This is a genomic window from Aminobacter sp. MDW-2 (genome assembly GCF_014250155.1).
GTDB classification, from domain to species: domain Bacteria; phylum Pseudomonadota; class Alphaproteobacteria; order Rhizobiales; family Rhizobiaceae; genus Aminobacter; species Aminobacter ciceronei.
On the sequence record NZ_CP060197.1, the window covers coordinates 3237502 to 3261853 of the forward strand.

A 24352-nucleotide genomic window follows, 5' to 3' on the forward strand; every position below is an offset into this window, starting at 1 on the left:
CCGGGGCTTGGGGCGCGCCTAGCCGAGCAGGCGCTTGTCGAGCGGGTAACTCGACAGTTGTTCGTATCCGCTTTCCGTGATCAGGATCTGCTCCTCGAGCTTGACGCCGTCATGCCCGCCGAGGCGGCCGATATAGCTCTCGACGCAGACCACCATGCCGGGCTCGAGCACGCCGTCCGGCGTATCGGCCGTCCAGTCCGAGGCGTGGGGCAGGGTGGGATATTCGTCGGCCAGGCCGACGCCGTGAAACAGCACGCCATAACGTGCCGCGAAGCAGTCGGGCGGCGGCACGGCCGCGCGTTCCACCAGTTCACGGAAACCGAGGCCGGGCCTGAGCAGCGCCGTATTGTAGGCGATCTGTTCGGCGGCAGTCCTGTAGAGGTCGCGCTGCTCGTCGGTCGGCGCGCCGTCACCGCACAGCCAGGTGCGCGACAGGTCGGCGCAGAAGCCGTAGGGCCCGATCAGGTCGGTGTCGAAGGCGACGAGCTCGCCTGCCTCGACCACGCGCGAGGAGCACTCCTGGAACCAGGGATTGGTGCGCGGTCCGGATGCCAGGAGCCGTGTTTCGATCCATTCGCCGCCGCGGGCGATGTTGCCGCGATGCAGTTCGGCCCAGAGTTCGTTCTCGGAGATGCCCGGCCGGAGCGCCGCTTCCATCTCGCCCATCGCCGCTTCGCAGGCGACGATCGAACGACGCATGCAGAGGATTTCGTCAGGCGACTTGATCAGCCGGGCGTTCTCCATCACCGCCTCGCCATTGCCGACCGAAATGCCATGCCGTGCCAGAGCGTCGACGCCCTCATGGTCGAGATGGTCGACGGCAATACGCGTGATGCCGCCGCCGTGCTGGCGAACGACATCGGCGATGCCTTGCGCCCAACGCTCGACCTTCATCTCCGTCAGTTCGCCACTGTAGAGATACATCCACGACACTGCCGGGCGAACCTCGTTGACGACGCCGGAATGATCGGACAGGTGCTCGCAGGAAAAATAGTCGAACAGCACCACCGGGCCGTCTGTGGCGACGAAGCAGTGACGGGTCGGGTTGTGCGCCACCCACAGCTGCATGTTGGTGGAATCGGTGGCGTAGCGGATGTTGACGGGATCGTAGAGCAGGGCGCCGGCGTAGCCGCGCCGCGCGAGCTCGGCGCGGATGCGCTCCAGCCGGTATTTTCGCAGGGCCGGCATGTCAGGTGCCGCAATGCCTGCCGCCGCCCATTCGGCCTCGGCCTGCGCTCCATAACCCAGAACGTGGCTGTTGAGCCCAGCCGCCTTGGTGCGTGCCTGCGCGCGCAAATCGTCCGCGGAACCCGGCTCGAACGGCATGATCTTGCGGTGGCGGCCGAAATTGCCTTTTGCAGGGGTATCCATCAGCAATGCCCCGCAAGTGGCCGAATGTGTGGTCCTTTCGCGCCCCCCTCTGTCGTGCCGGACATCTCCCCCACAGGGGGGGAGATCAGCAGTTGAGGTTTTGGCGCTCTTCTTGGATCGCTCGAATTCGGGCGAGAGGCATCTGACAGCCAATCTCCCCCCTTGTGGGGGAGATGTCCGGCACGACAGAGGGGGGCAACGTAGAGCATGTGCGTTCCCAGTCTCTTGCTTGGAGCCGAACTACCCCCGCATCTTGTCACCGCTCGGATCAAACGGCGGCTCGACATTGATGCGGGCGGGACGGCGGTGGCCGAGGATCTCGATCTCGAACAGACCTTCCGCCTCGTTTTCGGCAAGCGCAGCTGGCACATAGCCTTGGGCCATCGACTTCTCGACATAATGGGCATAGCCGCCCGACGTCACCCAGCCGACCACACGCCAGTCGCCGTCGACGATGCCGCGCACCGCGGATGCGCCGGTGGCGGCGTCCGAACCGCGCACTTCCTTGCCAGTCTCATCGAAGCGCGGCGCACCATAGCCGTGCGGCTTTTCGATCGTGCCGAAATCCTTGGCGCCGACCTTGGCCCAGATCGGCTCGTCGCCCATCACGTCGGCGTCCTGCGCATCGACATAGAAGGAGACACGGCGCAGCTTTGGCCCCTCGGCGTGCTCCCTGGCGGCTGCCTCGCGGCCGATGAAGTCGTTCTTTTCGAGCTTGATGAAGCGCTCCATCGAACCCTCGAACGGCCCATAGATCGGGCGAAGCTCGCGGAACCAGGTCGGGAAGTTCTTTTCTAGGCGCATCGACAAAAGTGCCCGCATGCCGAAATCGACGATGCCGAACTCTTCGCCGGCGTCCTTGATCGCCTTGTAGACGAGGCGCTGGTAGGCAGGCGCCATCCAGATCTCGTAGCCGAGGTCGCCGGTATAGGTGATGCGGTTGACCATGCAGGGCGCACCTCCGACGGCCATCTCGCGAAAATCCATGAAGCGGAAGGCCTTGCTGGAGACGTCCTCGTCGACCAGCTTGGCCAGCAGCGCCTGCGACTTCGGGCCTGCAATCGACAGGCCGACGAGGGTCTGGTCGAAGCGGTGGATGCGCACCGATCCGTCCTTGGGCAGGTGCTGTTCAAACCAGCGCATGTGATACTTCTGCGCCGCCGACGAGCCCCAGATCATGAACGTGTCGTCGCCAGTCTTGGCAATCGTGAAGTCGCCGATCAGCCGGCCGAACTCGTTCAGCATCGGCGTCAGCACGATGCGGCCGTTCTTCGGCATGCGGTTGGTCATCAGCCGGTTGAGGAAATCCTCCGATGCCGGGCCCGACACTTCGTATTTGGCGAAATTGGCGATCTCGGTCACGCCGACGCGGTCGCGTGTGGCGCGAACCTCATTGCCGATATGCTCGAAATCGTTGGAGCGGTGGAAGGAGACGATGTCCTTGGGCTCTGTACCCTTCGGAGCAAACCACAACGGCGTTTCCAGGCCCCAGCTGTCGCCCATGACGGCATTGTTGGCGACCATGGTATCGTAGAGCGGGGTGGTCTGGGCCGGCCTGGCGGCGGGCAGTTCTTCATTCGGAAAACGGATCGAGAAGCGGCGCGAGTAGTTTTCGCGCACCTTGGCGTTGGTGTAGCGCAGGCTGGCCCATTCGCCCCAGCGCGCGACATCCATGCCCCAGACGTCGAAGCCCGGGTCGCCGTTGACCATCCAGTTCGACAGAGCGAGGCCGACACCGCCGCCCTGGCTGAAACCGGCCATGACGCCGCAGGCGACCCAGAAATTGGTCAGGCCCTGGACCGGGCCAACCAGCGGGTTTCCGTCGGGCGCGAAGGTGAAGGGTCCGTTGATGACCTGCTTGATGCCGGCGTTGGCGATGCCGGGGAAATGCTGGAAGCCGATTTCCAGCGACGGCGCGATGCGGTCGAGGTCGGGCGCGAGCAGTTCATGTCCGAAATCCCACGGCGTGTTGACAGGCGACCACGGCTTGCAGGCCTTCTCATAGGTGCCAAGCAGGATGCCGTTGCGTTCCTGGCGCGTGTAGATCTCGCCCTTGAAATCGAGCACGCCGATCATTTCCCGGCCGGTTTCCTTGTTGAAGGCCTCGACCTCCGGCATCGGCTCGGTCAGCAGGTACATGTGCTCCATGGCCAGGACCGGCAGCTCGACGCCGACCATACGGCCGACCTCGCGCGCCCACAGGCCACCGCAGTTGACCACGTGCTCTGCCCTGACGGTGCCCTGCTCGGTAACGACGTTCCAGGTGCCGTCGGGATCCTGCGTCAGTTCCTTGACCGGGTTGCGCAGCACGATCTCGGCGCCGAGCTTCTTCGCCGCCTTGGCGTAGGCATGGGTTGTGCCTGACGGGTCGAGATGGCCTTCGACGGGATCCCACATCGCGCCGACGAAATGCTTTTCGTCCATCAGCGGGAACATCTTCTTGGCTTCGGACGGCGTGATGAGTTCGGTGTCCATGCCGAGATAACGGCCCTTGGCATGGGCCAGGCGCAGGAAGTCCATGCGCTCGGGGCTGTCGGCAAGCATGACGCCGCCGGTCAGGTGCAGCGAGCAGGACTGGCCGGAAATCTCCTCCAGCTCCTTGTAGAGCTGGACGGTGTAGGCCTGCAGCTTGGCGACGTTGGGGTCGCCGTTGAGCGTGTGGAAGCCGCCGGCGGCGTGCCAGGACGAGCCGGAGGTGAGCTCCGAGCGCTCGATCAGCATGATGTCGGTCCAGCCGGCGCGGGCGAGGTGATACAACACCGAGCAGCCCACAACGCCGCCGCCGATGACAACTGCTTTCACATGGGATTTCATAAGGTTATGTCCGAGTTGTAAGAAATTGAATCGGCTTGATGGCGATCAGAAGTCGGTCGGGGCGCCGCCTTCGGCCTTGCGCTTGTCGACGAAGGCGTTGAGCTCTTCGCGGATGGCGGGGTCCATCCAGGGCTCCTCGTAGGAGGCGAGGCGCTCCTTCCAGACGCGATTTGCCTTTTCCACCGCCGTCGGGCTGCCGGCCTCGGCCCAGGTCTCGAAATTGCGCCAGTCGGAGATGATGGGCGAATAGAAGGCATTCTTGTAGCGCGACTGGGTGTGCGCGGTGCCGAAGAAGTGGCCGCCGGGGCCGACGTCGCGGATCGCGTCGACGGCGAGCGCGTCTTCCGACAGGTCCAGCGGGGTCAGGAACTCGGCCACCATCTGCAGCAGGTCGATGTCGAGGATCATCTTCTCGTAGGAGCAGCGAAGGCCGCCCTCGAGCCAGCCGGCGCCGTGCAACATGAAGTTGGCGCCGCCCTGGATCGCGCCCCACAAGGAGAAGACGCTCTCATAGGCTGCCTGAGCGTCGACGGCGTTGGCAGCGCAGACATTGGAGGTGCGGTAGGGGATGTTGTAGCGGCGGGCGAGCTGGCCGCCGACAAGCTGGGCCTTCATGTATTCGGGCGTGCCGAAGGCCGGGGCGCCCGATTTCATGTCGACGTTGGAGGTGAAACCGCCATAGCCGACCGGCGCGCCCTTCCTGACCATCTGGGTGAAGGCGAGGCCGGAGAGCGCCTCGGCATTCTGCTGCACCAGGGCGCCAGCGATGGTGACGGGCGCCATCGCACCTGACAGGGTGAAGGGGGTGACGATCACCACCTGGCCCATCGACGACATCTGGATGATGCCTTCCATCATCGGCACGTCGAGCTTCAGTGGCGAGTTGGTGTTGATGATGGTGTAGACCGAGGGCTCCACCATCATCTGCTCGCGGGAAATGCCGCGGGCGATGCGGGTGATCTCGATGCCGTCGACGTTGCGCTCCTTGCCGAGCGAATAGATGTGAAACACCTTGTCGGTCAAAGTCGCCAGATCGCGGATGCATTCGAGATGGCGGATCGAGGGATGGATGTCCACCGGTTCGACAGGATAGCCGCCCGTCGTCTGCAAAATGTTGTGCATCTGGGCGAGCTTGAGGAAGTTGCGGTAGTCGGCCTGGTTGCCCGGGCGACGGCCACGATCGAGATCGGAACAGTTGGGCGCCGACGCCATCTGCGAAATGACGAGATTGTTGCCGCCGAAGCGCACATTGTGGGCCGGATTGCGGGCATGCAGGGTGAACTCGGCCGGTGCATGCGAGATCAACTCGAGGATCATGTCGGAATCGAAGCGGACGCGCTCGGTGCCGTCGCGCACGTCGGCGCCATGTGCCTTCATGATGCGGCGTGCCTCGTCGTGCAGCACGTCGACGCCGATCTCCTTGAGCACCCGCAATGAGGCAAGGTGGATGGACTCCAGCTCGTCGTCGGAGATCAGCCTGGTCGGTGCAAACGGGATCTTGAGCTGGCGGAAAGGCGGCTGCTCGAATGCCTGGGCGCCGCCGGCGCGCTTGCCGGCACGACCGCCGCGTCGAGCGCGGTCGGAGGCAGGAGCCTGTTCGGCTGTTTGCAGGGCCACGGTCATGGAATCCTCACGGCAAGCTTCAGTGTCGGGAGGCATAATGGACCGGGGCAGTGCTGCTCATTGCGGAGGTGGCGACAAGTAGCGCGAGGGAAACGACATCGTCGACGGGTGCCGTGGGGACAGCGACCGATTGGGACTGGACCGACGTTCTCCGTCGTGGTGAGGCATCCGGCACAGGGCGCATCATCTATAGGATCGCCGTCATTCGATTCTCCTGGTGACTGCTTTGACCTCTCCCGCTTCCACCGCCGCCGAACCGCCTCTCAGGTGGGCACCGCTTGTCGGCGTCACCGCAGCACTTGCGATGTTTGGCGCAGCGCAAGGGCTGAGCTATCCGCTGTTTTCGTTGCTGATGCAGAAACAGGGCATGCCGCCGGCGATGATCGGCCTGTCGGCGGCGATGATGCCGCTGGGCCTGATCGCCTCCGCCGCCTTCGTGCCTTGGGCCGTGCGCCTCGTCGGGGCGAGAAACCTGGCGGTCGGCTGCTCGATCGCGGCTGCCATCTGCTTCCTGCTCATCGGCTATCTCCAGGACTGGTTCGCCTGGTTCGTCCTGCGCTTCATGATCGGGGTGGTCATCAACCCGCTCTACATCCTCGGCGAGGTGTGGGCGCTGTCGATGGCCCCGCCGTCGCGGCGCGGGCGCGTCATGGGCGTGTTCAACACGCTGATGGGGGTCGGTTATGCCAGCGGGCCGCTGGTGCTGACCTTCGTCGGCACCGCAGGCTGGACGCCTTTCGTCATTGCAATCGTCGGCTTCCTCGCCTGTGCCACCGTCCTGCGCATCTTGTCGGATCTGTCGGGCTTCGAGGATGACGGCCAGTCCAAGGGCGGTGTGCTTGGCTTTGCGGCGCTCGCGCCGGCGCTGCTGTTTGCCGTGCTCGTGTCGGCGGCCAACCAGCAAAGCACCTATTCGCTGCTGCCGGTTTTCGGCGCCGGCCACGGGCTGCCCGAAGCCATGCTCGCCGCGATGCTGACGGCACTGTCGATGGGCAACATCCTGCTGCAAATTCCGCTTGGCCTGATGGCGGAACGGGTCGGCGGCCGTGCCATGATCCTGTTTTGCGCCGCGGTGACGGCCATCTGCGCCGTGCTTTTGCCGCTGCTGATCGAGACGAGGCTGATCTGGCCCGTGCTCGTGGTGATGGGGGCCGTGGGCTATGGCGTCTACACCATGGCACTGGTCGAACTCGGCAACCGCTTCAACGGCAGTGTGCTCGTCGCCGGCAACGCGGCGTTTGCGCTGATGTGGGGCATGGGCGGCATTGTCGGGCCGCCAAGTTCGGGGCTGGTGATGCAGACTTTCGGCCCGATCGGGCTGCCGGCGGTGCTGGCGAGCCTGAATGTCACCCTGCTGGCCTTCGCCTTCTATCGCGCTGCAGTCCGGCGCCACAGGACGGATTAGGGCGGGGGCGGACTGGGGCGGGCTGCGCGACGAGGTGGCCCCGTCGCGCAGCAAAAGGTCAGTCGGCCTTGGCGATGTGCCAGACGCCGCCCTTGCCCTCGCCGGTGACGTCGCCGGCCTTTTTGTCCTGGACGAAGGTGTAGAGCGGCTTGCCTTCATAGGCCCACATCTTGGAGCCGTCGTCGCGGGTGACGACGGTCCAGTCGCCTTCGTCCTTGGCGTCGGCCGCAGCCATCAGCGGCGGCCAGTTGACGGCACAGTCGCCATTGCAGGCCGACTTGCCGGCGCTGTCCTTGTCATAGGTGTAGAGCGTCATGCCGTTGGCGTCGGTGTACATCTTGCCGCCGGCGCCTTCGGCGATCTTGGCCGGTTCGGCGGCGAAGGAGAGGGCTGAACTCGCAAGCAGGAGGGCGAATGCGGACAGTACGGTCTTCATGATGGTTCTCCCTGGGTTGGCCGCAAAATGCCGGCCACACGGGCAGTCAACGCTTGCCATCGCCGATCTATTCCCGCCATGAGGCGCAGGAGAGGATTTTTCCAGCACTTGTGGCCGGCGCTTGTAGATTGGCGAAACGCCGGGTTAGAGTGCCGGCATGTGCGCATTTCATGCTCATACCCCGGCAGCGGACGCCGCATCGAAGCCGTCGCCGCGGACGCGGCACACCGAGCTTCTGCGGCTTTGCGCACGCATTGGCTACTCGCCGCCCGCCTGAACTCGAATCCGCCCCGGCGCCTGCCGGATCGATTCAAGAGAAAGGCACAAGCCAATGACTTATCAGAACTATTCGCTGAAGCAGCTTCAGCAGATCGACGCCGCGCATCATCTCCACCCGTTCACCGACCACAAGGAACTGCGCGAGGCGGGCTCGCGCATGATCACCCACGCCGAAGGGCCGTTCATCTACGATTCGGAAGGCACCGAACTGCTCGACGGCATGGCCGGCCTGTGGTGCGTCAATGTCGGCTACGGCCGCGACGAACTGGCCGAAGCGGCCTACGCCCAGATGAAGGAAATGCCCTACTACAATTCCTTCTTCAAATGCTCGACGCCGACGCCGGTGCTGCTGTCGAAGAAGCTCGCGGAACTGGCGCCCAGGAACATCAACCAGGTGTTCTACGGATCGTCGGGTTCGGAATCGAACGACACGGCGCTCCGCCTGGTGCGCCACTACTGGGCGCTCGAGGGCAAGCCCGAGAAGAACCGCATCATCTCGCGCAAGATGGCCTATCACGGCTCGACCGTCGCCGGCACATCGCTCGGCGGCATGGAGGGCATGCACCAGCAGCTTGGCGGTGCCGTGCCCAACATCGTCCATGTGATGATGCCCTACGCCTATGAACTGGCGCTTCCAGGCGAGAGCGATGATGATTTCGGCCTGCGCGCCGCCAGGTCGGTCGAGGATGCGATCCTGGAGGCCGGCGCCGACAATGTCGCCGCCTTCATCGGCGAGCCGATCATGGGGGCGGGCGGCGTCAAGATTCCGCCGGCAAGCTACTGGCCGGAGATCCAGCGCATCTGCCGCAAATATGACGTGCTCCTGATGCTCGACGAGGTCATCACCGGCTACGGGCGCACTGGCGAGTGGTTTGCGGCCCAGACCTTCGGCATCGAGGCCGACACGATCACCACCGCCAAGGCGCTGACCTCGGGCTACCAGCCGCTGTCGGCGCTGCTGGTCGGCGATCGTATCGCCTCGACGCTGGTCGAGAAGGGCGGTGAGTTCTATCACGGCTACACCTATTCCGGGCACCCGGTGGCATGTGCGGTGGCGCTCAAGAATATCGAGATCATCGAGCGTGAAGGGCTGGTCGAGCGGGTGAAGACCGACACCGGCCCGTATTTCGCCCAGATGCTCAAGGAGCGCATCGCTCGCCACGGCCTCGTCGGCGAAGTCCGTTCGGTGGGCCTGATGGGCGCCATCGAGATCGTCAGGGACAAGGCGACCAAGGAGCGGTTCTCACCGGGCGGCAGTGCCGCGGTCGTGGTGCGCGACCATGCGATTGCCAACGGCATGATGATGCGCGCGACCGGCGACTCGATGATCCTGTCGCCGCCGCTGATCTGGACTCGCGCCACCATCGACATGGCCGGCGACCGTATCCTGAAGGCGCTCGACCTCGCCGAAGCCGATCTCAGGAAAGCCTGATGCCAGATTGCCGGGCAGGGGATTTCTGCCCGGCCTACCCCGGGAGCGAACGATGAGCGGCAAGCCGATCGTGCCTTTGATCCAGTATGAGGATGCAAGCGAGGCGGTCCGCGCCGTCTATGACGACATCCTGGCTTTCAGGAAGGTCGACTGGATCAACAATTTCTGGAAGGTGCTGGCGCATGACCCGGCGCTGCTCAAGCGCACCTGGGAGTCGGTGCGCGAGGTGATGGCGCCCGGCGCGCTCGATCCGCTTACCAAGGAACTGATCTATATCGCCGTATCGGCGACCAATGGCTGCGAATATTGCACCTACTCCCATACGGCGGCGGCGCGCAGCAAAGGCATGAGTGAAGCCCAGCTGATGGAATTGCTCGCTGTTGTCGGCATGGCCAACGAGACAAACCGCCTCGCCAACGGCTTGCGGCCGCCGGTGGACGTGCAGTTCGAACCAAGGGACTGAGGCGATCGGCTTGTTCATGACAGTGCCGCGGCTTATATTGTGCACTGCACAATAAGCTCGCGCGCATAATCGGCCGGGCAAACCGGAGTGCGCGAGATGAAGAATAGACGATTGGCAAGGGCCTCGCGCCATTCCGGCGCCATTGCCGGCAATCTGATGCTGGCGCCGATGGTCATGGCGATGCGGTTGCCGATGATGGCGACCGAAGCGCGCAAGGGTGGGCCACTGCATGGCGAAAGCCTGGCGGCTGTAACCGAAAAGACGACCGCCATGGCCGAAGGCATGGTGGCGGCGCAGATATCCTACTTCCAGTCGGCGCTGCAGTTCTGGCCGGAAGTGCTGTCGGGCCGCACGCCATCGGTGCTGAACGGCGTTGCCGCGCAAAAGTCGGTTGCAGCCGCGTTGAAGCCGGCCAGCAAGCGCGTGCGCGCCAATTTTCGCCGGCTGGCGACGAAATCCGGGACATGAGGGGTGGGCACAACGCAAAAACCGCGTCCCGGACGGGAACGCGGCTTTGCCACTATTACGCATGGCCCTTCGCGACGCTTGACCAGCGAAGGTTTACAGCTCCGGTACGCGAGACCTGATCCGGAGCCAGAGGCGGCTGCGAAGCCCGCCCTTGCAAACCGTTTTAGCTGGACATCGTTACCGCGTGGTTATCGAGAGCTTAAGCAAACCTAAATTTTGAACTTTTTTGGATTAATCAGGCCGCATCGCCACGCAGAAACCTTATGATGCCGGAGAAGTCCGTGCCGCCATTGCCGAGAGCCGTGAACAGGGCATAGAGCTGGGTTGCCTCGGCGCCGAGCGGAGTGACGGCACCGGCCTGCTGCGCCGCTTCCTGCGACAGCTTCAGGTCCTTCAGCATCAGGGCTGCGGCAAAGCCGGGCTGGTAGTCGCGGTTGGCCGGCGAATTGGGCACCGGGCCGGGGACCGGGCAATAGGACGTCAGCGACCAGCACTGGCCCGAGGAGGTCGAGGCGACGTCAAACAGCGCCTGATGCGACAGGCCGAGCTTTTCAGCGAGCACGAAGGCCTCGGCAACGCCGATCATCGAAATGCCGAGGATCATGTTGTTGCAGATCTTGGCTGCCTGGCCGGCGCCGGCGTCGCCGCAATGGACGATGCGTCCGGCCATCGGCTTGAGCACCGGCTCGGCCAAGTCGAACGCCGCCTGCGCGCCGCCGGCCATGAAGGTCAACGTGCCGGCCGCAGCACCGCCGGTGCCGCCCGAGACCGGCGCGTCGACCGACAGCAGGCCATTGCTGGCAGCAATCGCATGTGCCTTGCGGGCTGAATCGACGTCGATGGTCGAGGAATCGATGAGCAGCGCGCCCTTCTTCAGCTTCGGCGCGATGTCCTCATAGACCGTAAGCACATGCTTGCCGGCGGGCAGCATGGTGATGACCACATCGGCATCCTTGGCGGCGGCGGCGGCATTGGCCATGACGGTGACGCCGTTGTTGCGCGCCGTCTCGAGATGCTCGGGCATCAGGTCGAAGCCGAGCACCGCGTGGCCGGCCTTGACGAGATTGGCGGCCATGGGGTTGCCCATGTTGCCCAGTCCGATGAAGGCGATGGTGGTCATTGGTTGGTTCCTCCAGTGGGAAGGGAGTAGGGCGGTAGGGAGTAAGGGAACAGGGGGACAAGGCAGTGGGGCAATGGGAGTGTCCCCCTACTGTCCTCGACCGCTACTTTCCGATCAGATGCCTGGCGATGATGACACGCATGATCTCGTTGGTGCCTTCGAGGATCTGGTGGACCCTGAGGTCACGCACCAGCTTCTCGATGCCGTAGTCGTGCAGATAGCCGTAGCCGCCGAGCAGCTGCAGGGCGTCGTTGGCAATGTCGAAGCCGGTGTCGGTGACGAAACGCTTGGCCATGGCCGACCATTTCGAGGCGTCGTGCGCCTTGCGGTCGAGCCTTGATGCGGCGGCATAGAGGAACAGGCGGGCGGCCTGGAGTTCGGTTTCCATGTCGGCGAGGCGGAACTGCAGCGCCTGGAAGCGGTCGATGGTCTGGCCGAAGGCCTTTCGCTCGGCGGTGTAGGCCAGCGCCTTGTCCAGCGCCGACTGGGCGCCGCCGACAGAGCAGGCGGCAATGTTGAGCCTGCCACCGTCGAGGCCAGCCATGGCGATGCCGAAGCCGGCACCCTCATCGGAAAGCAGGTTTTCGGCCGGCACCTTGCAATCGTCGAAGATGACCTGGCGGGTCGACTGCATATGCCAACCCATCTTGTGCTCGTTGGCGCCGAAGGACAGGCCGGGCGCATCCTTGGGGATGACCAGCGTCGAGATGCCCTTGGGGCCGTCGGCACCGGTGCGGACCATGGCGACATAGACGTCGCTGTCGCCGGCGCCCGAGATGAACTGCTTGGTGCCGTTGACGACGAAGTCGCTGCCGTTGCCGCCGCTGCGTACCGCTTTGGTCTTGAGTGCTGCGGCGTCCGAACCGGAACCCGGCTCGGTCAGGCAATAGCTGGCGAGCCATTCCATCGATGTCAGCCTGGGCAGGAGGCGCTGGCGCTGCTCCTCGTTGCCGAAGCGGTCGATCATCGACGCGGCCATGTTGTGGATCGAGATGAAGGACGAGAAGCCCGGGCAGGCATGTGCCAGCTGTTCGAAAACCAGCACGGCGTCGAGACGGGTGAGGGCGGAGCCGCCGACATCTTCCTTGACGTAGAGGCCGCCGAAGCCGAGCTGGCCGGTTTCGCGGATGACGTCCTCGGGGAAGCGCCTGGCCTTGTCCCATTCAAGGGCAAAGGGCGCCACCTTTTCGGCGGCGAAACTGCCCGCCATTTCGCGGATGGCCAGCTGATCTTCGTTGAGCTCAAACTGACCGGCGGTCGCGTCGATTGCGGCGTCCATGTCGGCCTCCCTGTCGTTTTTTGGCTATGCGCGGGGCTCAATCTAGACCAATGATGCGGCCGCGCAACCCGACCTTCAACAGAGCGGCTGTGCGCAAATGCATGGGCGAGAACGAACGTGGCGACAAATTTTGATGGGCTGCTGCAGGCCTTCAGAGGCTTTCTCGAGGCAACCGATTCGGTGGCGCCAGTAGGCGAATTCCTCGGCGACATCGACTGGGACATGCCCGCGCGTCCGTTGAGGCCGCATGCTGTCGCGTGCGCACGCCTTCTCGACCGCGCCGTCGAATTGGCGCCTGCCGGTTGCCGTCCCTTGGCTGAGCTTGTGGCGCGGCATCGCGGCGAACTGCACTGGGGGCAGACCTACACGGCAGCGGATTTCGGGCAGCGCTTCCTCTACAATTACGGCTGGGCGGAGATGTTTGGCACGCGCGGCCACTATGCCAACGACACGGTGGCGGGCGGCTTCCTCGTGCTTGGCCCTGATGTCGAATATCCCGACCACCACCACCTTGCCGAAGAGATCTACATCCCGCTGACCGGCGGCACGGCGTGGCGAATGGGCGATGCGCCGTTCGGCCCGCGCGATGCAGGCGAAGTGATCCACCACGCCGCCAATGTGAACCACGCCATGCGCACCGGCGGCGAGCCGCTGCTCGCGCTCTATCTCTGGCGCGGCGGGCCGCTGGCGGCCAGGTCGACGGTTTCAGGAACAGCCGCTGGCGTAAGGGCCTGAACCATGGCCAAGGCGATCATGCTCCAGGGCACCGGCTCGGATGTCGGCAAAACAGTGCTGGTGGCCGGCCTTTGCCGGGCGGCGCGCAATCGCGGCATGCAGGTGCGGCCATTCAAGCCGCAGAACATGTCGAACAATGCCGCGGTCGCCGACATTTCCGGCGCGGCAGGCGGCGGCGAGATAGGCCGCGCGCAGTGGCTTCAGGCGATAGCCTGCGGGGTCAAGCCGTCGATCCACATGAACCCGGTGCTGCTCAAGCCGCAGAGCGACATCGGCAGCCAGGTCGTGGTGCAGGGCAAGGTCTTCGGTTACGCCAAGGCGCGCGATTATCAGGAACTGAAGCCCAAGCTGATGGGCGCGGTGCTCGATTCCTGGCAGACACTGGGCGAGGGCGCCGAGCTGATCGTCGTCGAGGGCGCCGGCTCGCCCGCCGAGATCAATCTTCGTCCGCGCGACATCGCCAATATGGGCTTCGCCACCCGCGCTGGTGTGCCCGTCATCCTCGTCGGCGATATCGATCGCGGCGGGGTCATCGCCTCGGTTGCCGGCACGCATCTGATCCTGCCGGAAGACGATCGGCGCATGATCGTCGGCTATCTGATCAACAAGTTCCGCGGCGATGCCAGCCTGTTCGACGACGGCATCAAGGCAATCGGGCATTTCACCGGCTGGCCCTGCTTCGGCGTCGTGCCGTGGCTCAAGGCGGCGGCGCTGCTGCCTTCGGAGGATTCGGTGATCCTCGAAAGGCTGGCCGGCGGGGAAGAGCGGGCGCTCAAGGTTGCCGTGCCGATGCTCGGCCGCATAGCCAATTTCGACGATCTCGACCCGTTGCGTGCCGAACCGCAGGTCGAAGTGGTGTTCGTGCCGCCGGGGCAGCGGCTGCCCGAGGATGCCGGGCTGGTGGTCATTCCGGGGTCGAAATCGACGATCGGCGACCTGCTGCTGTTCCGCGACAATGGCTGGGACCGCGATCTCGAGGCACATCGCCGGCGAGGCGGTCATGTCGTCGGCATCTGCGGCGGCTACCAGATGCTCGGCCGTATCGTGCACGACCCGCTGGGCATCGAAGGCAGCGTTACGCGCGCCGAAGGTCTCGGCCTGCTCGACGTCGAGACGGTGATGGCGCCGGAAAAGACCGTGCGCAATGTCGAGGCGCGCTCGGTGCGCTATGGCGAGCCACTGTCCGGCTACGAAATACACCTGGGCAAGACCACGGGCGCCGATTGCGTCAGGCCGACAGCCGTCATCAATGGCGTCGACGATGGTGCGACCTCGGCCGACGGCAAGGTGTTCGGCACCTATATGCACGGCCTGTTCGGCGCCGACGGTTTCCGCGGGCGGTTCCTCGAAAGTCTTGGCATCAGGGGCGGCGGCATCGACTACCGCGCCGAAGTCGAGCGCGCCCTCGACGAGATTGCCGAACAGCTCGAACGCCACCTCGACTGCGACGCGATTTTTGCTGCCGCGCGTTGAAGTCCATCAGGCGGCCGGTTCGCCTGCTTTCGGCCAGTAGGTGCCGACACTCCAGACATTGCCCTCGGGGTCGCGGCAGATGAACTCGCGGCTGCCGTAAGCGCGATCGGTGAGTTGCTGGACGATGTCGGCGCCTGCCGCCTTGGCCCTGGCATGGACGACGTCGACATCTTCGACCGCCAGATAGATGGCCTTGCCGCCATTGTGGCCGGGTTCGCCAACGATGGCGCCGAAGGCGTCGGCGCGAGACGACCCGATCATGATCATCGACGATCCGAGCGCGAGTTCGGCGTGACCGACGTCGGCGCCGTCCATGTATTTGGCATGGACGAGAAAGCCGAAGGCTGTTGCGAGCCAGTCAATCATGGCGGCAGCATTGGCGTAGCGCAGCGTCGGGAATATGCGGGGAGCTTCCGGGGTAGGCATCTGGCGCCTCCTGTGGCGTTGAACGATCACCCAGTGTGGCCGCGTGCCTGATGGCGGTATTGAACAAATGTAACCGGCTCAGTCGAGCCCGGTCGGTGTGGCGCCGGCAAGCGCGCGGAACTCGCGCACCATGTGGGCCTGATCGGCATATCCGCACTCAACGGCAAGATCGGCCCAGCTTGTGCGATCCGCCCGTTTTGACAGGTTTGCGGCGCGATTGAACCTTGCGATGCGCGCGATGGATTTCGGCCCGACGCCGACCTGGTCGGCGAAGCGGGCGGCCAGGTGCTTGCGGCTCCAGCCGATCTCGTCGGCGATGGATGCGACACGGGCCCGGCCGCCGCTGGCGACGATCGTTGCCAGGGCCCAGCCGATTTCATCGGAGATAGCCGGCATCCTCGTCAGCCGTTCGATGATGAAAGCCTCGGTCATGTCGAGCCGCCGATGCCAGTCGGTTTCATCGCCAAGCCGTTCTCGAAGCCGGTGGCCGGCGCTGCCGAGCACCTCGTCGAAAGGCACCATGCGGTCGGCAAGCTTGCTCATCGGCAGGCTGAAGAAGCGCCTTGCGCCAAGCGGCGTGAAATTGACCTGGATGCAGCAGGCCCGGCCAAAGGAATCGATGATCACCGGTCCGGCGTGGATGCCAGCGGCAAAGCTTGCGAAGCGGTCATTGTCTCGGGGTGCCCGGCTCAGGCCGATGGCGAAGGCTTCACCGAAACTGATGATCAGCGGAACATGCAGCGAAGCGACCTCGGTCTGCCTGACATAGACAGGGACAAGTTCGCGAAAACCGATGAGTTTGGTGACGATGCCGGCGAGCTGTGGCGAAGGCGTGCGCCGCACGAACTCGAACTGCGCCGGGGCAGGCTCATCAGGTGTCTCGTCGCGTTGGCCGCTTGCCATGTCATGGCTCCGCCGGGGCAAACGGACGATATCAGCCAGGGGGCAGATGGTCAAAACGCCGTCACAGGCCGATCATCACGCGCAGCGGGTTGGTGGGGTCGATGAGCAGGCGGATGGCCAGTGCGACGCAGGTGCAGACCAGCAGCGGCTTGATCAGCTTTGCGCCGTTGCGCATTGCCATGTGGGCGCCAAGCCGGGCGCCGAGGAACTGGGCAATGCCCATCAGCACCCCGATCTTCCAGGCAACCACGCCGACAAGCGCGAAGGCAATGAAGCTGCCGACATTGGAGGCGAAGTTGAGCAGCTTGGTATGGGCGGTGGCCTTGAGCACGCCGTAGCCGGCCAGGGTGACGAAGGCGAGCATGAAGAACGAGCCGGCGCCGGGGCCGAACACGCCGTCATAAAAGCCGATCAGCGGCACCACTGTCAGTCCGAACAGCAGGGGCGGCAGGCGTTCGACGCGATCGACGTCATCCATGTTGGGCTTGAACGCGAAGTACAGCGCAATCGTGATCAGCAGGAACGGCAGAAAGATGCGCAGGATGTCGCCGGGCAGGACCGTCGCCAGCATGGCTCCGAGCATCGCGCCGACGAATGAAATGGCTGCGAACGGCAATTGCTTGCGCAGGTCGACATGGCCTTTGGCGGCGTAGCTGATGGTGGCGGAGCCCGAGCCGAACAGCGATTGCAGCTTGTTGGTGCCGAGCGCCTCGAGCGGCGGTAGGCCGGCGAGCAGCAGTGCCGGAATGGCGATCAGGCCGCCGCCGCCTGCTATGGAATCGATGAAGCCGGCGATGAAGGCAGCCACGATCAGGATCAGCAAGGTTTCTGTGGCTATGTCGAACATCGGTGCGGAGATCTGTCCAGGAGTATGAGGCCTTCGACCACAGCGCAGCCGCTTGCGCAATAGCGCGTCGGCGGCAATGCTGGCCCAGCCATTGGGCCAAGTGTTTTTCGCCGTGCATTGCTCTATATCGGAATTGCAGTTGCCTCGACGGAAGGGATTCGCATGGTAACAGGATTGCTGACCCAAATTCTGAACATGTTCGAGGGCGACCCCGGCGTCCGCAAGGTCGCCGACGACCCCGTGCTTTCGGCCGAGCTGCTGCTGCTGTTCCGGATGATCCTCGCCGACGGTGTCGCCAGTGAAGCCGAGATGATCGCCTTTCGTCGGATCTGCACCGAAGCCTTCGGCATCGCCGAGAGCAGCATCGATGGCGTCATCGAATATCTCAACGAGTTCGGCTACGAGACCAACGGTTCGCAGGCCATCGCCATGTTCCGTGATCTCGACGTCGAACGACGCCGGCAACTGGCCCGCCACATGGCCGAGATCGCCAAGGCCGACGCCCATCTGGCGGAAAACGAGGTCAAGCTCCTGCGCCGCACGCTCGATTTGCTGGGCATCAGCCCCGTCGATGTGGTGAAGCCGGCGACTTAGGCTTTTTTCCAGGCTTGATCGCCGGGTCCCCGCTGCTTCGCATCGTCCCGGCGTTCGCTAGCCTTTCATCGTACACTGGCACGATGAATTCGCTAAGCGAACCGGCTGCTCACCCCTGTTCCTGCAGCCTCCGGGCGATTGCCCGGTGCAGGTCGGGTGCTGCCGAGACAAGTGCCTGCGCGGCCTCCGTCTGCGGATGGTCCAGCACTTCAGATGTCTTGCCGCGCTCGACGATCCGCCCTTCATGCATGATCAGAACGTCGTCTGTTATGGCGCGGGCGACGGTCAGGTCGTGTGTGATGAAGAGATAGGCCACGCCCAGCTTCTGGTTGAGCTCGGCGAACAGGTCGAGGATTTGCGCGCGGATCGAGACATCCAGCGCCGACACAGGCTCGTCCGCCACCACCAGCTTGGGCCGGGTGATGATGGCGCGGGCGATCGACAGGCGCTGGCGCTGGCCGCCTGAAAACTCGTGCGGGTATTTCTCCATGTCGGAACGGCTGAGGCCGACTTCATGCAGGGCGCGACCGACCATGTCGCGACGTTCCTTGCGGTCTGGCTTGCGCTCGAGAAGATGCAGCGGTTCGCCAACAAGCCGCTCGACGGTGTGACGCGGGTCGAACGAGCCGTAAGGGTCCTGGAACACCACCTGCATGTTGCGGCGGGCGCGGCGCATGGCGGTCTCGTCGGCGCGGGTAATGTCCATGCCGCGAAACTTGATGGTTCCATCGGTGGGGGTGTCGAGCGCAAGGATCATCCGCGCAAGGGTCGACTTGCCGCAACCGGAGCGGCCGACAAGCGCTACCGAAGCACCCGGCTTCATCTTGAGCGAGACGTTGTCGACGGCACGGACGGGTTCCGGCTTCGAAAACAGCGACCGTCGCCGGCCGGGATAGTCCCTGGTCAGATTGGCGACGTCGAGCAGGGTGTCGGGTGCGGTTTCGTCGATATGAGGCCTGACGCGGGCCGGCACGTGCATCGAGGCCAGAGCCAGCTGGCGGGTGTAGGGATGGGTTGCCTCCGACAGCGTTCGTGCGGTGTCGCCACACTCCGTCACCATGCCCTGGCGCAGGATGGTGATCCGGTCGGCCATTTCGGTGACGACGGCGAGGTCGTGCGAGATGAACAGCAGGCTCATCCGGTTTTCGCGGACCAGTTCCTTGAGCAGGTCGAGGATCTGCGCCTGCAGCACGACGTCGAGTGCGGTCGTCGGCTCGTCGGCGATCAGCAGTTTGGGCTTCAACGCGCAGGCGATGGCGATGGCGACGCGCTGCCGCTGGCCGCCGGACAATTCGTGCGGATAGCGCGACAGCGGGAATTTCTGCTCCGGCAGGCCGACCCGGTCGAGGATTTTCCGCGCTTGCGCCTCGGCCTCGGCCCGGCTCGCCCTTGTGTGCCACCTGATGCCTTCGGCGACCTGCTCGCCGATCGTCTTGACCGGATTGAGCGCTGTCATCGGCTCCTGGAACACCATGCCGATGTCGTCGCCGCGCAGCGCGCACATCTGGGCCTCGGTGGCAGAGAGAATGTCGATGCCGTCAAAGGTGACACGCCCCTTCATCTGCGATGCCGCAGGCGTGAGGCGCATGACGGCAAGTGCCGTCATGGATTTTCCCGACCCGGATTCTCCGACGAGCCCCATCACCTCGCCGGGTTCGATGGCGAGGTCGATCTCCTTCAGCACCTGCGTCCGGCCGATCCTGAGCGACAGCTTTTCGATCTCGAGCAGGCTCATGGGCGACGCCTCGACCGCGGATCGAAGATATCTGAGATGCCGTCGCCGAGCAGGTTGAGCCCAAGCACGGTGATCAGGATCGCGCAGCCGGGGAACAACGCCAGCCATGGCGACACCATCATCAGCGTCTGCGCGTCGAACAGCATGCGTCCCCAGCTCGGCATCGGCGGCTGCGTGCCGAGCCCGACATAAGACAGGGCGGCCTCGGCCAGGATACCAAGCGCGAACTGGATGGTGCCTTGCACCAGGAGCAGGTTGGCGATGTTGGGCAGGATATGCTCGACGGTGATGCGGCTCTTGTTCTTGCCGGCGGCACGGGCGGCAAGGATGTATTCGCGCGGCCAGATCGACAACGCGCCGGCACGCGCGACGCGGGCGAAGACCGGGATGTTGAAGATGCCGATGGCGATGATGGCGTTGATCGCGCTCGGTCCGAAGACAGCGGTGATCATGATCGCCGACAGCAATGCGGGAAAGGCGAAGACGAGATCGTTGAAGCGCATCAGCGCCTCGTCGACCCAGCCACCACGCGCTGCCGCCCAGCAGCCGAGCGGCACGCCGATGCCCATGCCGATGACGACCGCGACAAGCGCCACGGCGATCGAGTTGCGCGCCCCGATCATGATCATCGACAGCACGTCGCGGCCGAAATGGTCGGTGCCGAACCAGTGCTCTGCGGAGGGCGGCTGCATGCGGTCGGCGACGACGAGCCTGGTGACGTCGAAGGGGGTCCAGAAGAACGAGATGGCCGCCATGGCAGCGACGACCAGGGCGATGACGAGGCCGATGACGAAAGAGCGGTTGCCGAACGCACGGCCGACGAATTCGCCGAAACCTTCGCTGTGAGGTGTCGCTTCGTTCATTGCCGTGCCCTCAGGCGCGGGTCGACCAGCGCATAGGACAGATCGACGATCAGGTTGACCAGCACCACGGCGGCGACCAGCAGCATCACCACGCTTTCGACGACGATCAGGTCGCGCTGGATGATCGCCTGGAAGACAAGGCGTCCCAGGCCCGGCAGATAGAAGACATTTTCGATGATGATGGTGCCGGCGAGCAGGAAGGCGAATTGCAGGCCCATGATGGTCAGCACCGGGATCATGGCGTTGCGCAGCGCGTGCCGCCACAGCACTGCGCGCATCGGCATGCCCTTGGCGCGTGCCGTGCGGATGTAGTCCTCGTTGAGCACCTCGATCAAGGCGGCGCGGGTGACGCGGGCCAGGATCGCCGCCTGCGGCAAGGCGAGGGCGAGCGCCGGCAGGATCAGCGCCTTGAGCGCCGGCCAGATGCCGTTGCCCCAGCCGGGAAAGCCGCCGGCGGGCACCAGCCGCAACCAGACGGCGAAAACATAGACAAGCAGCAGCGCGAACCAGAAATTGGGCATGGCGACGCCGACCTGTGCCACGGCCATGGCAGCGGTGTCGCCAGCCTTGCCACGGCGCGCGGCGGCGAACAGGCCGACGGGGATGGCAATGAGTGTCGAAAGCGTCAGGGAGATCACCGCAAGCGGGAAGGAGACGACAAGCCGCTCCCTGATCAGGTCGATCACCGGCACCGAATAGGTGTAGGATTTGCCGAAATCCAGCCGGAGCAGGCCGCGGATCCAGTCGAGATAGCGCAGGATCAGCGGCTGGTTCAGCCCCATCTGCTCACGCAGCAGGTCGACCTGCGCGTCACTGGTGTTCATGCCCAGCATCAGCCGGGCCGGATCTCCGGGGACGACCTCGAGCATCAGGAACACGACGAGCGAGGCGACGATGAGGGTCGCAATTCCGATCAACAGGCGTTTGAGCAGATAGATCGTCATCAAGCGCAAACTGCCCGAGAAAATGCCGCTTCGAAAGCTCGCAAAGGTTGCAGAGAAGCGCAGTTCACAGAACTCTTGCGATGCTCCCAGAAATAACGGCGACGAAGTTCGTCGCGAGTGCCTTCATATCGGCAGGCAACATGCCGTGCTTCCGCCAAGCGGGTGGTGGCGCACCCGAAGGCGCGCCACCTTGTCATCAGTCGGCCCACTTCACCTTGGTGAGGTCGTTGGCCTGGATGGGCGAGTTTTCCCACAGGCCTTCGACCTTGGCGTCCCAGATGCCGACCTTGGGCAGTTCGAACAGGAAGCCGTTGACGGCATCGTCGGCGAGAATCTTCTGCGCCTGCTTGTAGAGCTCGGTGCGCTTGGCCTCGTCGGAGGTCAGGTTGAGCTCGTCGATGACCTTGTTGAAGGCCGGGTTGTCGTAATTGAAGTAGTAGTCCTTGCGGGCATAGATATCGATGTCGTTGGGCTCGGTGTGCGAGACGATCGACAGGTCGTAATCCTTGTCGGTGAACACCTGCTTGAGCCAGTCGGCCCATTCGACCGGGATGATCTGCAGGTCGATGCCGATCTCGCGCAATTGCGAGGCGATGATTTCGCCGCCCTGGCGGGCGTAACCGACCGGCGGCAGCTTGAGCGTCGCCTTGAAGCCATCGGCGAGGCCCGCTTCCTTGAGCAGTTCCTTGGCCTTGGCGATGTCGTGCGGATAGGTGCCGGTCAGGTCGATATAGGCCGGGTTGTGCGGGGCGAAATGCGAGCCGATCGGCGTGCCCAGGCCACCGGTCGCGCCGTCGATCAGCGCCTTGCGGTCGATGGCATGTGCGATCGCCTGGCGCACCTTGAGATTGTCGAAGGGCGGCTTCTTGTTGTTGGTCGACAGCACCGTTTCACCCTCGGTGGTGCCGATGACCACCTTGAAGCGCGGGTCGGCCTTGACCTGGGCGAGCGCATCGCCGAGCGCAAAGTTGGGCAGCGCCTGCACGTCGCCCGAAAGCAGGGCAGGGATGGCGGCGGCGGCGTCGGGGATGATGCGGAACTCCGCCTTGTCGAGCGCCACCGGATCGCCCCAGTAGCCATCGGCCTTGACCAGCGTGATCGACGAGCCCTTGGCCCAGTTCTGGAACTTTAAAGGGCCGGTGCCGACAGGCTTTTCCTTGTTGGTCTCGGCGCTCTCCGGCGCAACGATCACCGCGTCGCCCCAGCCGAGATTGTAGAGGAACGAGCCGAGCGGGTTCTTGAGCGTCACCTTGACGGTGGCCGGATCGACGACCTCGATGGTGTCGATCGGCGCAAACAGGCCTTTCTGCGCGTTGACCGAGCTTTCGCCACGGGCGCGGTCGAGCGAGAACTTGACGTCGGAGGCGTCGAAGTCGCTGCCGTCATGGAATTTCACGCCGGAGCGCAGCTTGAAGGTGTAGGTCTTGCCGTCGTCGGAAATCGTCCAGCTCTCGGCCAGATCGGGCAGCACCTCGCCGCGCGAACCGATGCGGGTCAGGCCTTCGAAGACGTTGGCGTAGAAGACTTCGTCGATGGCGGCGGCTGCGCCTGCCGTCGGGTCGAGATGTGGCGGCTCCAAGGGCATGCCGAGCACGAGGTCGGTGCGGGCGGCCATCGCGGCGGTGCCGGAGGCCAGCGCCAGCGCTGCGGCCGCCAGTATGGTTTTCCATTGCTTCATGCTCAGATCTCCCCGCTTCGACTTCGACGGGCCGGATAGAAGCGTGATTTCCCGGCCGAGTAAATCGCGTTTGTTGCAATTGCAGCAGTGCTGCGGAAATGATTTTCTCACGGCCCAACAGCCGTTGCTTGCCCGCTCAGCCGCTGAACTGGCCGCGCAGCAAGATGTCGAGGCCTATTGCCATCACCTTCGCCGACTGGACCATGTCGTCGATGCCGACCCATTCGTCCGGCCGATGGGCGAGGTCGAGAATACCCGGGCCATAGGCGATGCAATCGTACAAATGGCCGATGCGGGCGACGTGCTTCTGGTCATAGGTACCGGGCGAGATGACATATTCTGGCTCCTTGTCGAAGATCTCGCGTATGCCCCTGGCAATGGCCGACGCCACCGGCGCATCGCGCTCGGTCATCAGCGGCTGGACCTCCATGATGTCGCGGATCTCGTAGTCGAACTTCTTCCGCTCGCTCTTCAGGCGGTCAAGGATGCTGGTGACTTCGCCTTTGACGTCGACGATGTTTTCTTCCAGCAGGAAGCGACGGTCGATGGTCAGGCGACAGGAATCGGGCACGTTGGGCGAGGGCAGGCCGGGGCGAAAATCGTCGGTCTGGCCGCCATGGATCGAGTTGATGTTCATCGTCGAGCGCCTGGCGCCTTCCGGCACCACCGGCATTCGCGTCGTCTTGCGGTCGAGCGCGGGAAACAACTCCCGCTCGAAGGCTTCGAGCACGGCCCCCATGTGGCGGACGGCGCAGTCGCCGAGGAACGGCATGGAGCCATGTGCGATCTCGCCCTTGGTCTCGATTTCCGCCCACCAGACGCCGCGATGACCGAGGCAGATACGGTCCTTGTTGAGCGGCTCGGGAATGATGACGTGGTCGACCCTGGGCCTGGAGAAATACCCCTTGCCGGCGAGATAGGCGACGCCGCCGAAACCGCCCGACTCCTCGTCAACGGTGCCTGATATCTCGATGGCGCCGGGAAAATCCGGGTTGGCGTCCATGAAAGCTTCGGCGGCGATGATCGAGGCCGCCAGCCCGCCCTTCATGTCGCAGGCGCCGCGGCCATAGACGCGGCCGTCGCGGATCGTGCCGGCAAATGGATCAACCGACCAGCCTTCGCCCGCCTCGACGACGTCGATATGGGAATTGAAATGGACGGTGGGTCCGGCCACCCGGCCGTCGAAACGGGCAACGACATTGATGCGCGGATAGCGATCGGTGTCGCCTGGCGTGCCTTCGGCTCTGATGTATTCGACGCCGAAGCCGCGCTTGGCCAGGCGATTGCCGAGATATTCCGCGCAAGGGCGATAGGCGTCGCCGGGCGGGTTGATGGTGGGAAAACGGATCAGCTCCGCAGTCAGTTCCGCCAGTTCTTCACGACGGTCGTCTATGATCTTGAAAAGCTTGTCATACATGCGGTCGACATTGTTCACTTTGTCTGGCTTCACCTTGCCCGGATTGT

21 protein-coding genes are annotated in these 24352 nt (G+C 64.3%); 7 read left to right on the forward strand and 14 right to left on the reverse strand.

All coding sequences use genetic code 11. The features are described 5' to 3' along the window. Positions 1–18: 18 nt before the first annotated feature. The 3 genes from H5P29_RS15845 to H5P29_RS15855 form a co-directional block, all read right to left on the reverse strand. Positions 19–1371 (reverse strand): Xaa-Pro peptidase family protein, encoded by a 1353-nt coding sequence (locus tag H5P29_RS15845; RefSeq protein ID WP_067961008.1) that lies wholly within the window; start codon positions 1369–1371, stop codon positions 19–21. 240 nt (positions 1372–1611) lie between these two features. Continuing rightward, positions 1612–4185: an FAD-dependent oxidoreductase gene (locus tag H5P29_RS15850; protein ID WP_067961010.1), complete on the reverse strand. Its 2574-nt coding sequence runs from the start codon at positions 4183–4185 to the stop codon at positions 1612–1614. Between the two features lie 45 nt (positions 4186–4230). After that, positions 4231–5808, reverse strand: a complete 1578-nt coding sequence (locus H5P29_RS15855) for a trimethylamine methyltransferase family protein (protein ID WP_067961012.1) — start codon at positions 5806–5808, stop codon at positions 4231–4233. Positions 5809–6112: 304 nt separating this feature from the next. Here H5P29_RS15855 and H5P29_RS15860 point away from each other — a divergent pair, with 304 nt between their 5' ends. Beyond that, entirely contained in the window at positions 6113–7213 is a 1101-nt protein-coding gene (locus tag H5P29_RS15860) for an MFS transporter (RefSeq protein WP_246340561.1), read from the forward strand. A 58-nt stretch (positions 7214–7271) separates the two neighbouring features. Here H5P29_RS15860 and H5P29_RS15865 read toward each other — a convergent pair whose 3' ends face one another. Next, positions 7272–7649: a hypothetical protein gene (locus tag H5P29_RS15865; protein WP_067961015.1), complete on the reverse strand. Its 378-nt coding sequence runs from the start codon at positions 7647–7649 to the stop codon at positions 7272–7274. A gap of 331 nt (positions 7650–7980) precedes the next feature. Between H5P29_RS15865 and H5P29_RS15870 the strand changes: the two genes are divergently transcribed. The 3 genes from H5P29_RS15870 to H5P29_RS15880 all read left to right on the forward strand — a co-directional run bounded on the left by H5P29_RS15870 (position 7981) and on the right by H5P29_RS15880 (position 10291). Next, positions 7981–9360 (forward strand): aspartate aminotransferase family protein, encoded by a 1380-nt coding sequence (locus H5P29_RS15870; protein WP_067961017.1) that lies wholly within the window; start codon positions 7981–7983, stop codon positions 9358–9360. Between the two features lie 52 nt (positions 9361–9412). Further along, positions 9413–9823, forward strand: a complete 411-nt coding sequence (locus tag H5P29_RS15875; RefSeq protein WP_067961019.1) for a carboxymuconolactone decarboxylase family protein — start codon at positions 9413–9415, stop codon at positions 9821–9823. A 96-nt stretch (positions 9824–9919) separates the two neighbouring features. Beyond that, a complete protein-coding gene (locus tag H5P29_RS15880) occupies positions 9920–10291 on the forward strand; it encodes a hypothetical protein (RefSeq protein WP_067961021.1) in 372 nt (123 codons plus the stop codon). Positions 10292–10526: 235 nt separating this feature from the next. Here the strand turns inward: H5P29_RS15880 and mmsB are convergent, their stop codons facing one another. Further along, positions 10527–11411: a 3-hydroxyisobutyrate dehydrogenase gene (gene mmsB, locus H5P29_RS15885; protein WP_154383929.1), complete on the reverse strand. Its 885-nt coding sequence runs from the start codon at positions 11409–11411 to the stop codon at positions 10527–10529. A 103-nt stretch (positions 11412–11514) separates the two neighbouring features. Further along, positions 11515–12690 (reverse strand): isobutyryl-CoA dehydrogenase, encoded by a 1176-nt coding sequence (locus H5P29_RS15890; RefSeq protein ID WP_067961029.1) that lies wholly within the window; start codon positions 12688–12690, stop codon positions 11515–11517. A gap of 117 nt (positions 12691–12807) precedes the next feature. Here H5P29_RS15890 and H5P29_RS15895 point away from each other — a divergent pair, with 117 nt between their 5' ends. After that, complete coding sequence (locus H5P29_RS15895) at positions 12808–13425, forward strand: dimethylsulfonioproprionate lyase family protein (RefSeq protein ID WP_067961030.1); 618 nt, start codon at positions 12808–12810, stop codon at positions 13423–13425. Positions 13426–13428: 3 nt separating this feature from the next. Further along, positions 13429–14898, forward strand: coding sequence for a cobyric acid synthase (locus tag H5P29_RS15900; protein ID WP_067961039.1), 1470 nt, complete (start codon positions 13429–13431; stop codon positions 14896–14898). A 6-nt stretch (positions 14899–14904) separates the two neighbouring features. Here the strand turns inward: H5P29_RS15900 and H5P29_RS15905 are convergent, their stop codons facing one another. The 3 genes from H5P29_RS15905 to H5P29_RS15915 form a co-directional block, all read right to left on the reverse strand. Next, complete coding sequence (locus H5P29_RS15905) at positions 14905–15324, reverse strand: VOC family protein (protein WP_067966378.1); 420 nt, start codon at positions 15322–15324, stop codon at positions 14905–14907. A 78-nt stretch (positions 15325–15402) separates the two neighbouring features. After that, on the reverse strand, positions 15403–16227 hold the full coding sequence (locus tag H5P29_RS15910) for an AraC family transcriptional regulator (RefSeq protein WP_067961041.1): 825 nt from the start codon (positions 16225–16227) through the stop codon (positions 15403–15405). 61 nt (positions 16228–16288) lie between these two features. Beyond that, complete coding sequence (locus H5P29_RS15915) at positions 16289–17074, reverse strand: TSUP family transporter (protein WP_067961049.1); 786 nt, start codon at positions 17072–17074, stop codon at positions 16289–16291. Between the two features lie 162 nt (positions 17075–17236). On the opposite strand from H5P29_RS15915, the gene H5P29_RS15920 reads away from it, so the two are divergent. Beyond that, positions 17237–17668, forward strand: a complete 432-nt coding sequence (locus tag H5P29_RS15920) for a TerB family tellurite resistance protein (RefSeq protein WP_067961052.1) — start codon at positions 17237–17239, stop codon at positions 17666–17668. 109 nt (positions 17669–17777) lie between these two features. Here the strand turns inward: H5P29_RS15920 and H5P29_RS15925 are convergent, their stop codons facing one another. The 5 genes from H5P29_RS15925 to H5P29_RS15945 all read right to left on the reverse strand — a co-directional run bounded on the left by H5P29_RS15925 (position 17778) and on the right by H5P29_RS15945 (position 24305). Continuing rightward, positions 17778–19403, reverse strand: coding sequence for an ABC transporter ATP-binding protein (locus H5P29_RS15925; RefSeq protein ID WP_067961055.1), 1626 nt, complete (start codon positions 19401–19403; stop codon positions 17778–17780). After that, the gene (locus H5P29_RS15930; protein ID WP_067961057.1) at positions 19400–20266 is read right to left on the reverse strand and encodes an ABC transporter permease; all 867 of its coding nucleotides are present in this window, start codon (positions 20264–20266) and stop codon (positions 19400–19402) included. The genes H5P29_RS15925 and H5P29_RS15930 overlap by 4 nt, the downstream gene beginning before the upstream one ends. Then, complete coding sequence (locus H5P29_RS15935) at positions 20263–21210, reverse strand: ABC transporter permease (protein WP_067961060.1); 948 nt, start codon at positions 21208–21210, stop codon at positions 20263–20265. The genes H5P29_RS15930 and H5P29_RS15935 overlap by 4 nt, the downstream gene beginning before the upstream one ends. Before the next feature lie 196 nt (positions 21211–21406). Then, the gene (locus tag H5P29_RS15940; RefSeq protein WP_067961064.1) at positions 21407–22888 is read right to left on the reverse strand and encodes an ABC transporter substrate-binding protein; all 1482 of its coding nucleotides are present in this window, start codon (positions 22886–22888) and stop codon (positions 21407–21409) included. Positions 22889–23024: 136 nt separating this feature from the next. Next, positions 23025–24305, reverse strand: coding sequence for an acetylornithine deacetylase/succinyl-diaminopimelate desuccinylase family protein (locus tag H5P29_RS15945; RefSeq protein WP_067966379.1), 1281 nt, complete (start codon positions 24303–24305; stop codon positions 23025–23027). Positions 24306–24352: the final 47 nt, after the last annotated feature.

Coding starts and splice junctions, on each gene's coding strand:
- H5P29_RS15920 (WP_067961052.1), top strand. CDS start 17,237: ATGGTAACAGGATTGCTGACCCAAATTCTGAACATGTTCGAGGGCGAC.
- H5P29_RS15880 (WP_067961021.1), top strand. CDS start 9,920: ATGAAGAATAGACGATTGGCAAGGGCCTCGCGCCATTCCGGCGCCATT.
- H5P29_RS15905 (WP_067966378.1), bottom strand. CDS start 15,324: ATGCCTACCCCGGAAGCTCCCCGCATATTCCCGACGCTGCGCTACGCC.
- H5P29_RS15865 (WP_067961015.1), bottom strand. CDS start 7,649: ATGAAGACCGTACTGTCCGCATTCGCCCTCCTGCTTGCGAGTTCAGCC.
- H5P29_RS15930 (WP_067961057.1), bottom strand. CDS start 20,266: ATGAACGAAGCGACACCTCACAGCGAAGGTTTCGGCGAATTCGTCGGC.
- H5P29_RS15870 (WP_067961017.1), top strand. CDS start 7,981: ATGACTTATCAGAACTATTCGCTGAAGCAGCTTCAGCAGATCGACGCC.
- H5P29_RS15935 (WP_067961060.1), bottom strand. CDS start 21,210: ATGACGATCTATCTGCTCAAACGCCTGTTGATCGGAATTGCGACCCTC.
- mmsB (WP_154383929.1), bottom strand. CDS start 11,411: ATGACCACCATCGCCTTCATCGGACTGGGCAACATGGGCAACCCCATG.
- H5P29_RS15925 (WP_067961055.1), bottom strand. CDS start 19,403: ATGAGCCTGCTCGAGATCGAAAAGCTGTCGCTCAGGATCGGCCGGACG.
- H5P29_RS15875 (WP_067961019.1), top strand. CDS start 9,413: ATGAGCGGCAAGCCGATCGTGCCTTTGATCCAGTATGAGGATGCAAGC.
- H5P29_RS15860 (WP_246340561.1), top strand. CDS start 6,113: ATGTTTGGCGCAGCGCAAGGGCTGAGCTATCCGCTGTTTTCGTTGCTG.
- H5P29_RS15945 (WP_067966379.1), bottom strand. CDS start 24,305: ATGTATGACAAGCTTTTCAAGATCATAGACGACCGTCGTGAAGAACTG.
- H5P29_RS15915 (WP_067961049.1), bottom strand. CDS start 17,074: ATGTTCGACATAGCCACAGAAACCTTGCTGATCCTGATCGTGGCTGCC.
- H5P29_RS15855 (WP_067961012.1), bottom strand. CDS start 5,808: ATGACCGTGGCCCTGCAAACAGCCGAACAGGCTCCTGCCTCCGACCGC.
- H5P29_RS15940 (WP_067961064.1), bottom strand. CDS start 22,888: ATGAAGCAATGGAAAACCATACTGGCGGCCGCAGCGCTGGCGCTGGCC.
- H5P29_RS15845 (WP_067961008.1), bottom strand. CDS start 1,371: ATGGATACCCCTGCAAAAGGCAATTTCGGCCGCCACCGCAAGATCATG.
- H5P29_RS15850 (WP_067961010.1), bottom strand. CDS start 4,185: ATGAAATCCCATGTGAAAGCAGTTGTCATCGGCGGCGGCGTTGTGGGC.
- H5P29_RS15910 (WP_067961041.1), bottom strand. CDS start 16,227: ATGGCAAGCGGCCAACGCGACGAGACACCTGATGAGCCTGCCCCGGCG.
- H5P29_RS15890 (WP_067961029.1), bottom strand. CDS start 12,690: ATGGACGCCGCAATCGACGCGACCGCCGGTCAGTTTGAGCTCAACGAA.
- H5P29_RS15900 (WP_067961039.1), top strand. CDS start 13,429: ATGGCCAAGGCGATCATGCTCCAGGGCACCGGCTCGGATGTCGGCAAA.